The 6,037-nt window shown below is 72.7% G+C and carries 6 protein-coding genes; 3 read left to right on the forward strand and 3 right to left on the reverse strand.

All coding sequences use genetic code 11. The annotated features are described in order from the left end of the window. Window positions 1–105: 105 nt before the first annotated feature. Window positions 106–528, reverse strand: coding sequence for a nucleoside-diphosphate kinase (gene ndk / locus ACVMLK_RS19455; RefSeq protein ID WP_422922776.1), 423 nt, complete (start codon window positions 526–528; stop codon window positions 106–108). Between the two features lie 161 nt (window positions 529–689). On the opposite strand from ndk, the gene ACVMLK_RS19460 reads away from it, so the two are divergent. Next, window positions 690–1,736, forward strand: a complete 1,047-nt coding sequence (locus ACVMLK_RS19460) for an AI-2E family transporter (protein WP_198366226.1) — start codon at window positions 690–692, stop codon at window positions 1,734–1,736. 7 nt (window positions 1,737–1,743) lie between these two features. On the opposite strand, the gene ACVMLK_RS19465 is transcribed toward ACVMLK_RS19460, so the two are convergent. Beyond that, window positions 1,744–2,421, reverse strand: a complete 678-nt coding sequence (locus ACVMLK_RS19465; protein ID WP_457487354.1) for an SDR family NAD(P)-dependent oxidoreductase — start codon at window positions 2,419–2,421, stop codon at window positions 1,744–1,746. Between the two features lie 125 nt (window positions 2,422–2,546). Beyond that, entirely contained in the window at window positions 2,547–3,752 is a 1,206-nt protein-coding gene (gene nhaA / locus ACVMLK_RS19470) for a Na+/H+ antiporter NhaA (RefSeq protein ID WP_457487355.1), read from the reverse strand. 231 nt (window positions 3,753–3,983) lie between these two features. Between nhaA and ACVMLK_RS19475 the strand changes: the two genes are divergently transcribed. Next, window positions 3,984–5,459 carry an amidase gene (locus tag ACVMLK_RS19475; RefSeq protein WP_457487356.1) on the forward strand — a complete coding sequence of 492 codons (1,476 nt, stop codon included), beginning with the start codon at window positions 3,984–3,986 and terminating at the stop codon, window positions 5,457–5,459. 92 nt (window positions 5,460–5,551) lie between these two features. Then, window positions 5,552–6,037, forward strand: a 486-nt coding sequence (locus tag ACVMLK_RS19480; protein ID WP_457487357.1) for an MFS transporter, incomplete at its 3' end; no start/stop codon positions are given.

Below are 6,037 nucleotides of genomic sequence, written 5' to 3' on the forward strand. Positions count from 1 at the left end.
CGGGACGGCGCGGCCGCGGTGGTGTGTGGGGGGGGCCCCCCGCACGGGAGGCGCCGCCCTGCGCGTCCGCGCCGCGGCGGCGGGATCGCCCCGCCGCCACGGGGTTCAGCCGACGATCTCGGTACCGGCGAAGAAGAAGGACACCTCGCGCGCGGCGGCCTCGGCGCCGTCCGAGCCATGCACCGAATTCGCCTCGATGCTCTCGGCGAATTCCTTGCGGATGGTGCCCTCGGCCGCGTTGGCCGGGTTGGTCGCGCCCATGATCTCGCGGTTGGCGGCGATGGCGTTCTCGCCCTCCAGCACCTGCACCACCACCGGGCCCGAGGTCATGAAGGAGACCAGGTCCTTGTAGAACGGCCGCGCCTTGTGCTCGGCGTAGAAGGCGCCGGCCTGGGCCTCGGAGAGCTGGATGCGCTTCTGCGCGACGATGCGCAGGCCCTTCTCCTCGAACTTGGCGTTGATCCGGCCGGTCAGGTTGCGGCGGGTGGCATCCGGCTTGATGATGGACAGGGTGCGCTCGACGGCCATGGGGTGACTCCCTTTGATGGCGTGCAGATGCGCCGCCCGATAGGCGGCCCGGCGCCGCAAGGCAAGGGGCGATGGCATGACAGCCCCGCACCCCGCCGGGCAACCCCGGCTCCGCCCCAGCTTTAATCGCCCGCCGGCCCGGGAGGGCCTGAGGAGAAACCATGACGCGCCGAACCACCTCGCTGATCGTCCTGGGCGGGCTGCTGCTGCTGCTTCTCTGGCTGGTGCCGGAGGTGCCGCTGCTGATCTTCGCCGCGGCGCTGATCGCCATCTTCCTCCATGCCGGGGCGCAGCTGCTGCGGCGGGTGGTGCCGGTGCTGCCGCACGGGCCCGGCGTGCTGATCTTCATCCTGCTGCTGCTGCTGGTCGGGGCGGGGCTCGGCATGCTGGCGGCCCAGCCCATCGCCGACCAGCTCAACCAGCTCTGGCAGGAGGTGCCAGCGGCCGCGGACCGCCTGGCCGCGACGCTGCGCCGCTACAGCTGGGGGCAGGAGCTGCTCACCCGCCTGCAGCCGGAGAACATGAGCCTGCCCTCCGGCGGCGGCAGTTCCGCCTTCTCGGCGCTGAACACCACCTTCGGCGCCCTGGCCAATATCGTGCTGGTGCTCTTCCTCGGGCTGTACTTCGCCCTCGACCCGGCGCTCTACCGGCGCGGCATCGAGCTGATGGTCACCCCCTCGCTCCGCCCGAAGGCCCGCAGCGTCGCCGAGGAGGCGGCCGTGACGCTGCGCAACTGGCTGGGCGCGCAGATGATCTCGATGGCGGTGGTGGGCGTGCTGACCGGCCTCGGCCTCTGGTTCATCGGCGTGCCGCTGGCCCCGGTGCTGGGGCTGATCGCGGCAGTGCTCGCCTTCATCCCGACGGTCGGGCCGGTGCTGGCGGCGATCCCGGCGGTGCTGCTCGGCTTCGCCGACGGGTTCAGCGGCGTGCTCAGCGTCATCGCCGTCTATCTCGTCGTGCAGTCGGTCGAGAGCTACCTGGTCACGCCCTATGTCCAGAAGACCCATGTCAACCTGCCGGAGGCTGCGACCATCATCGCCCTCTTCGCCTTCGGCCTGCTCTACGGCTTCCTCGGCATGATGCTGGCGACGCCGATGGCGGCGGTGCTGCTGATGCTGGTCCGTCGCCTCTATGTCGAGGACTATCTGGAGCACGAGCCCCCGGAGGAGGCGCCCATCGCCCAGCCGGTGCTGATCCGCCGCCCCTGAGGCCGCCCTACCCGGCCAGCGCCAGCGGCTCCGCCATCGCCACGGTGCCGCTCGGCCCATCCGGCCCCAGCAGGGCATAGCGCCGCGCCAGCTCGGCCGTGGCGCGCAGCCCCGCCGGCCCCGGCAGCGACACCGGCCGGATGCCGTTGACCTTGATGCCCAGCCCCTTCAGCCGGGCCGCCTCGGCCCGCGTCAGGGCCTCCAGCGCCGCCTTGGAAGCCAGGTAGGCGGGCGCCCCGCCGCCCGGCGCGGCCAGCAAATTGACGACACAGGGTGCTTCGGAACGGGTCAGCAGGGGCAGCATCGCCTCCGTCACCGCCGCCGCGCCGGTGGCGTTGACGGCGAAGCTCCGCTCGAAGCGCTCGCGCGGCAGCAGGTCGTCACGCGCGTCCAGCGCCACCTCGGCGGCATTCACTAGGATGTCCAGCCGGCCGTATTCCCGCCGCACCAGCTCGCGCAGCGCGGCGATCGACCAGTCGTCCGTGACATCGAGATGCACCGGCTCCATCCAGGCCCCCTCCGGCCGCGCCGCCGCCGCGGCATGGCCGCGCTCGCGGCTGCGGCAGCCGAGCAGGATCTGCACCCCGGCCTGGGCCAGCGCGCTGGCGATGGCCAGGCCAGGGCCGCGATGGGCCCCGGTGACGAGGGCGAGGCGCCTGTCCTGACACGTCCTGTCCTGTCGCATGCGATTCTCGGGCTCCGCTTCCGGCTCCCGCCGCCGGAGCGCGGCGCGGAGGGCCCGCGCCGGCGGGCCGGCTCCCGAGATAGGACCTCAACCCAGGTTGAGGTCAAGGGCACGTCCGGCCGGCTTCAGCCTCCCCGCGTTCCCGGGGCCTTGCCCTCCCGCCGGCTGCCGCGCAGCACCAGGTAGCCCGCGGTGCCCGCCACCAGCGAGCCGGCCAGGATGCCGAACTTCACCCGGTCCTGCAGCGCCGGGTCCTCGAAGGCCAGCAGGCCGATGAACAGGCTCATGGTGAAGCCGATGCCGCAGAGCAGCGCGGTGCCGAGCATCTGCCCCCAGCTCGCCGCCGCCGGCAGGTCCGCCAAGCGCAGCCGCACCATCAGCACCACGGCACCGAACACGCCGACCAGCTTGCCCACCACCAGCCCGCCGGCCACGCCCAGCGTCAGCGGCTCCCAGAGCACGGACAGTTCCACCCCCGCGAAGGAGACGCCGGCATTGGCGAAGCCGAAGATCGGCACGATGACGAAGGCGACCGGCCGCTGCAGCACATGCTCCAGCCGGTGCAGCGGCGAGGCCGCCGGCGCCGCTTCCGGCGTGCCGGGGGTCAGGCGGATCGGGATGGTCAGCGCCAGCAGCACGCCGGCCACCGTGGCATGCACGCCGGAGCGCAGCACCAGCAGCCAGAGCAGCGCGCCGAGAAGCAGATAGGGCAGAAGCCGCAGCACGCCGGCGCGGTTCATCAGCACCAGGGCCGCCAGCACCGCCGCCGCCCCCAGCAGGTCGGGCAGCGAGACATCGCCGGTGTAGAACAGCGCGATCACCAGCACGGCGCCGAGATCGTCGATGATGGCGAGCGCCGCCAGGAAGACCTTCAGCGAGATCGGCACGCGCGGGCCGAGCAGCGAGAGCACGCCGAGGGCGAAGGCGATGTCCGTCGCGGTCGGGACGGCCCAGCCGTGCAGCGCCTGCGGATCGGCATGGTTGAAGGCCACGTAGATCAGCGCCGGCACCACCATGCCGCCCAGCGCGGCGACGCCCGGCAGGATGCGGCGGCTCCAGGTCGAGAGCTGGCCGTCCAGCATCTCGCGCTTGATCTCCAGCCCGACCATCAGGAAGAAGACGGCCATCAGCGCGTCGTTGATCCAGTGCAGCAGGCTGAGCGGCCCGAGATAGCTGTGCAGCGCGGTGAAGTAGGCGCCGGCCAGCGGCGAGTTGGCGGTGGCGATGGCGAGCAAGGCCACCACCATCAGCACCAGCCCGCCCGAGGCCTCGCTATCGAGAAAGCCGCGGAAGGCGGTGTTGATGCGTCCCGTGAAACCGGTCGAAGCCATGCGGAAACGTCCTCCTGGCAGGGTGTTTGTCAGGTCTCCGTTCCGTGCTGATCCCAGGCCGCACGCAGCACACGGCAAGGGAAGAGGAGGGTGTGTACATCTCTCGCCGCGCACAGGCCAGGGGGCGTCCTAGCCTGTTGATTCCCGCGCCTCTTCACTCTCCCGCCCGATTTCCCCCGGTCGGGTTCCGCTCTAAGCTGCCCGGCGGATGGCAGCAGGGATGGATGCGCGATGACACTGGCGATGAGCTGGGAGGAATGGGCTGGCCAGGACGGGCTCGGCCTGGCGGCGCTGGTGCGCCAGGGGAAGCTGACCCCCGCCGAACTGGCGGCCCAGGCCGCGGCCGGCATCGCCCGCGTCGATCCCGCCCTCTCCGGCGTGGTCGAGGTGTTCGAGGACGCGGTGGCCGACCCGCTGCGGGACGGCACCGACCCCGACGGCCCCTTCGCCGGCCTGCCCTGGCTGATGAAGGATCTCGGCCCGACGGTGAAGGGCCGCCTTCAGGAGATGGGCTCGCGGCTGATGCGCGGCCACCGCGCCACGGCCGATGCCTGGCTGACGCAGAAGATCCGCGCCGCCGGGCTCAACATCATCGGCCGCACCACCACGCCCGAATTCGGCTGCTGCTCCTCGGCCGAGAACCCGGCCGTCTACGTCACCCGCAACCCCTGGGACACGGGCTTCACCACCAACGGCTCCTCCGCCGGCACGGCGGCCATGGTGGCCGCCGGGGTGCTGCCGCTGAGCCACGCGACCGATGGCGGCGGCTCGATCCGCATCCCGGCCGGGGCCTGCGGCAACCTCGGGCTGAAGGTCTCGCGCGGGGTCTTCTCCATCGCCCCCGGCGCCTCGGACCTCACGGGCCTGGTCTCCATCCAGGGCTGCCAGAGCCGCACGGTGCGCGACACGGCGGCCTTCGTCGATGCCTGCCGCGGCGGCGCGCCCGGCGAGTTCATGCCGTACTGGACGCCGGACGAGGCCTATACGACCCTCATCCGGCGTGACCCGCGGCAGCTGCGCATCGCCCTCTCGCACGAATGGGGCGACTACCGCGCGGCCCCGCATTTCGTCGCCGAGCTGGAGCGCGCGGGGCGGCTGCTGGAGAGCCTCGGCCACCATGTCGAATGGGCGCTGCCGACGATCGACTTCCGCGCCGCCTTCGCCGCGCAGACCGATTGCTACATCAGCAATTTCGCGCAGACGGTGAACAACCTGATCGCGCCGCTGGGCCATGCCCGCCCGCCGGCGGATCTGGTGGAGCCGATGAACATCCGCATCTGGGAGGCCGGACTCGGCTTCTCCTTCACCGAGCGGGCGCGGATGCAGGCGGTCTTCAACGCCACCTCGCGCGGCTTCGGCGCCTTCTTCGAGGACTGGGACGTCCTGCTGACCCCGGTGACCGCCCTGCCGACACCCGTGATCGGCACGACGGAGTACCTGACGCTCAGCGACAATCCGGACGTGCGCGACTGGTTCGCCAACCTCTGGCGCAACTTTGCCTATACGCCGCTGTGCAACCTGGCCGGCATTCCCGCCCTCTCCATGCCGCTCGGCTGGCAGGAGAGCGGCCTGCCGCTCGGCATCCAGGCGATCGGCGGCCAGGCGAAGGACGGGCTGCTGCTGCAACTCGCGGCGCAGATCGAGCGCGCTCTCGGGGGCCGGTGGAACGATGGCCGCCGCCCGGCCGTGCATGTGGCGGCGGGATAGGGCGCCGCCCCGCCAGTTCCAGCGCAAGCCGCGGAGTGCGGCGCGCCCCGCTCCGCCCCAGTCTGCCGGCTCCTCTCCATGGAGCCGGCCCGATGCCCGAACCCCTGCCCGCCGCCTTCCGCCGTCTCGCCGCCTCCAACCTCGCCGCCCAGGCGGCCGAGCAGGTCGCCCTCGCCGCCGCGCCGCTGCTGGCCGTGCTGGCGCTGGGCGCCGGGGCGGCCGGGGCGGGCTGGCTGCAGGCGGCGCAGACCCTGCCCTTCCTGCTGCTTTCCCTGCCCGCCGGCCTGCTGGCCGACAGCACCTCCCGCCGCCGGCTGATGCTGGGCGCCGAGCTGCTGCGCGCGGCCAGCCTGCTGGGGATCCTGGCCCTGCTGCTCGGCGGCGGGCTGTCCCTGTCCTGGCTGGCGGCGCTGGGCTTCCTCGGCGCCACCGGCACCGTGGCCTACAGCGTCGCCGCGCCGGCCCTGCTGCCGGCGCTGGTCGCGCGCGGGCGTTTGGCCGAGGCCAACCGCTGGCTGGAGCTGGCGCGCAGCACGGCCTTCGCCGCCGGGCCGGCCCTGGGCGGGGCGCTGCTCGGC

It is taken from the genome of Teichococcus aerofrigidensis (assembly GCF_054073225.1).